The organism is Corynebacterium sp. HMSC034A01, assembly GCF_001838175.1.
Taxonomy (GTDB): domain Bacteria; phylum Actinomycetota; class Actinomycetes; order Mycobacteriales; family Mycobacteriaceae; genus Corynebacterium.
The window spans coordinates 1-4,419 of sequence record NZ_KV835937.1; the positions used below are offsets into that span (position 1 = coordinate 1).

Below are 4,419 nucleotides of genomic sequence, written 5' to 3' on the forward strand. Positions count from 1 at the left end.
AGATGCTCTATCCGTTGAGCTACGGGCGCGTATTCAGTTCGTTGCCCTGTGGACAACGAAGTAGAACATTACACCCAGGTGAACTCACCACCAAAACCGCAGGCCAAACCCGCAAACACTGCCCCAGTTACAACCCGAGCACCGCCTTGGCAATCGCAAAGTAGATCACCAGACCGGTCGCGTCGCAGAAGGTGGAAATGAACGGGTTGGAGAACACGGCGGGGTCCGCGCCGACGGTCTTCGCCACGATCGGCATGAGCCCGCCGACAGTCGCGGACATCGCGCAGACACAAAATAGTGTGCTTCCTATCACAATCCCGATCTCTCGGCCGAAAACGGCCCACGCGATGACCAATCCAAGCACGCCGAGGATCGCCCCGAGTGTCGCGCCGACGCGGAATTCGCGCCACATCACTTTGAGGATGTCGCCTTTGGAAACGTCGTCAAGCGCAAGCGCCCTTGTCACCGTCGTCGCTGCCTGGTTGCCGGTGTTGCCTCCCGTGCCGGTGAGCAGCGGGATGAACAGCGACAGCACAGTCACCTGCGCGAGCGTGCCTTCGAAGACGCCGAGAACCTGCACAGTCAGGATCGCGGAAAGCGCCAGCACCAGCAGCCATACAATGCGCGAGCGCACCAGCTTCAGGACCGGGGTGGACAGGTACGGCTGCTTCAGGGACTCGGCGCCGCCCTGGCGCGCGGAGTCCTCGCTGTCAGCGTGCTCGACAATGTCGGCAGCCTCGTCGTGAGTGAAGATGCCAACGAGGCGGTTGCCGGCATCCACCACCGGAAAAGCCAGCAGACCGGAGGACAGCAGGCGTCGCGCGGCGTCCTCGGCATCGTCGCTGACCTGCACCGACGGACGCTCGCGCATCACGTCCATAACGCGCGTGTCCGGCGCCGCCTTAAACAACTCGCGCAGCCCCACCACGCCGCACAGCGTGCGCTCCGGGTCCACCACAGCGATGGTGTAGACGGTCTCAAAGCGGTCCGCATTCGCACGAAGCTTCTCGACGACCTCCCGCACCCCCTCACCCGGACCAACCGCCGCCACATTGGGGCTCATCGCGCGGCCGACCGAGCCTTTTTCGTAGCCGAGAATGAGGTTGGTGTCCGCGCGGGCGTCCTCGTCCAGATCCCCCAGGAACCGCTCCGCGATCTCCGCGGGCAGGTTGTCCAGCATGCGCACGCGGTCCTCAGCACCCAGCGCGCTGAACAGGCCGACGACGTCCTCGCTACCCAGCTCTTCAACAATCTCCGCCTGGTGGGCGGGGTCCAGCGCGTCGAACGCCGCAGCCGCGCGCTCCGGCGGCAGCAGGCGGATCAGGACAGCACCGCGTTTCGACGGCTGCCGCTCCACCACGTGCACCACGTCGTGCAACGGAATTCCTGCCAGCTCCTCATGGAGCCCGTCCAAGTCGTCGGAGTCCAACCGATGCCGGTTCAGCTGCTTTTCCAGGTGCGCGATCGCCGCCGCGTTGGCCGTAGTCACACGGCGAGCGTACCCAGGCTGAAAATTTTTGCGAAAGAAAGCGCCGATTCTGAGCGGTTGTATGTAAAGATCTACGCGTGTTCTGCGATAGCTGTCATGTATCGCTGATGTTCCCCTGAATACTCGTTGAGGAGCCACCATGGCAAAGTCCGTCCGTTCCCGCCGCACCGCCATCGCGGCGGGTGCCCTGTCGATCGCCCTCGTGGCCCCGTTTGTCTCCCCGGTTACCGACGCTCCCACCGCCCAAGCTGTGGAGGCCTCCGCCTTTGACACCCGCTACACCACGGATAATTTCTGGAATGCGAACGAAGCCGTCGTGCAGGGCTTGGAGCTGGAACCGGGTGACAAGGTCGAGTCGACCCGAGGCACCGGTTTCCAGGTCCGCACGGCTGGCTGCGCGGTCGTCGTGGCCCGTCCGTGGTCCGCATTGGGATTCCGCACCGGCAACCAAGACATCGCTGTGAAGGTGACCAAAGCTGACGGCAGCACCTTCAACACCACCCTCCGTGTAGACGTGGTGGACGAGGATGTCGCGGACAACACCTTTACCGAGCCGGACCAGTGCCCGACGCCGGAACCCACCACTACGCCTGAAACGGCACCAACCTCTGAAGATGCCCCGGCGGAAGAGCCCACTACGACGTCGGCGACGGAGCCGACGTCGACAAGCAATGGCCCCCAAACCACCGCCTCCACCTTCAACGACCGCTTCCCCACCGCCAACTTCTGGAACCAGCAGGAAGCCGTGATTGAGGGGCTCACGCTGCAGCCCGGCGACGTGGTGGCGCCGACCACCAACACCATCTTCAACTGGAAGTTCCGCAACGACGATGGCGTCCTGACCTTGATCCGCCCGCAGTCTCCTACTGGTTTCAAGTCCGGCAACGTGGACATCCCCGTGCGCGTGACCCCGGCGAATGGCGAGGTGTTCACCACCACTCTGCGCGTCAACGTCATCGACGAACGCCCGGGCGCCGAGTGGGAAAGCCAGCTGGCCTCCCGCTACCCGGTGGACTTTGAGAAGTCCACGTCGGCGCAGCCCGTCGAGGGAATCACCCTGCCGGCAGGTGTCACCGTGTCCAAGACCGGAGCCGCCCTGCCGACTGGCTGGTCCGTCTCCAACGACGGCACCACCATCCGCGTCACCCCGCCGACCACGTTCAAGGAGGGCGACTTCGACCTTCCGATCGAGGTGAACGACGGCACTGACAAGTTCAAGGCCACTCTGAAGATCGCGGCCAAGAACCCGTCGAAGACACCCGCGGAGACCGCGGGCACTGTCGCCGGCATCCTCGGCCCAATCCTGGGCAGCCTGATCGGTGCGGGGACCGGCAGCGGTCTGCTTGGCAACATCATCGGCGGTCTCACCGGCGGCGGAAGCGACGGCGGCGAGGGCGGAACCGGCGGTGGCGGCGGCCGCTTGATCAACGTTGTGATCACCAACAACGCGAACCCGTCGAACATCGGCAACAACAACGGCAGCCCGAACGTGATCATCACCGACAACGTCAATCCGAACGTGGTCATCACCGACAACGTCAATCCGCGGGACAACCTGTCTAACAACGGCAACCCGTCCGTGGTGATCACGAACAATGCGAACCCAACCGTCGAAATCAAGGACAACCTGTCTAACAACGGCAACCCTGTGATCACGAACAACGCCAACCCATCCGTCGTGATCACCGGCAACGTGAACGACAACCTGCGCGACAACGGGTCCAACAACTCCGTCGTGGTCACGGGCAATGCAAATCCGGTCGTCACTGGCAACGCGAACCCTGTGGTCACGGGCAATGCCAACGACAATGGTTCGAACAACTCCGCTGTGGTCACGGGCAACGCGAACCCGACCGTGGTCATCACCGGCAACGCCAACGACAACGGTTCCAACAACTCTGCCGTGGTCACCGGCAACGCGAACCCGGTCATCACCGACAATGCCAACAACAACGGGTCGAACAACAGCGTCGTCGCAACCGGAAACGCCAACCCGGAGGTGCTCGTCACCGGCAACGCCAACGGCGGCTTGTTCGGTTCTTCCCGCCGCGGCGGTCAGAACGGCGAGCCTGCCCAGGGCGACGAAGGCCAAGCTGAGAATGGCCGTTCCAGCATCCTGGACGCCAATGTTGGCGTCGAGGGCGGTTCTTCCGATCCGCGCTGCATCGCTTCCCTGGTGGCCCTGGGGCTGCCGTTGATCGCGATGATCCCGCTTTCCATGGCCGGCCAGATCGGCGTTCCGGGCCTGGGCAACACCGCTGTTCAGGCCGAGAAGGCCTTCGCTGACGCCGCCCGCCGATTCAACCTAGAGCCGGCGCAGCTCGCCGCTGTAGGTGGCGGCGCCCTCGGACTCGTGGCTGCTGTAGTCCTGGCAGCAGCGGTGCGCAACTGCGTGCCGAGCGTCCGCAGCATTGACCTTGCCGTTGGTGGCAGCAGCAACAAGCCGGCCGAGACCGTCGCGGCCCCGGTGGTGGACACCCAGAACTAGCGCGACCACACCTCAGCCCCGCCCACACCGGCGGGGCTTTTCTATTGGAGCCCCGACACATTGCGGCGGAATCTGTCAGAGCGCCCTCATACCCCCAGGTCGAGGCAAACGCCCGCCGTGATCTGTCAGGAACCGCTCCAGACCAACCCACCCAAACCCCCACAAACGCCGAAAACCCCGACGAGCAGGGGTTTCAGCACAAAAAGTGCCCCCAGCAGTGCCTGAGGTCACGACATATTTGACGGGGTGTGCCTGCGGAAGGCGTTGTGATCCTTGACAGGTGAGTCGCGTCATTGTTGACACTTAGGGTTACCTCAGCCGTGTCGGTGATGTTTGACTGGTGAGTCGGGACATGTTTGACACCATGAACAGTCCCAACCGCAACCTCGCCATCGCCAGAGCTGTCAGAGACCAAGGCGGCACACCCACCAGCGTCGCCAAA

Annotated in this window: 2 protein-coding genes; one reads left to right on the plus strand and one right to left on the minus strand. The window is 63.7% G+C overall.

From position 1 onward, the window contains the following. Window positions 1–127: 127 nt before the first annotated feature. The gene (gene mgtE / locus HMPREF2791_RS03105; RefSeq protein WP_070844355.1) at window positions 128–1,489 is read right to left on the minus strand and encodes a magnesium transporter; all 1,362 of its coding nucleotides are present in this window, start codon (window positions 1,487–1,489) and stop codon (window positions 128–130) included. Window positions 1,490–1,628: 139 nt separating this feature from the next. Between mgtE and HMPREF2791_RS03110 the strand changes: the two genes are divergently transcribed. Next, window positions 1,629–3,977, plus strand: a complete 2,349-nt coding sequence (locus tag HMPREF2791_RS03110; protein WP_070844356.1) for a hypothetical protein — start codon at window positions 1,629–1,631, stop codon at window positions 3,975–3,977. Window positions 3,978–4,419 lie beyond the last annotated feature (442 nt).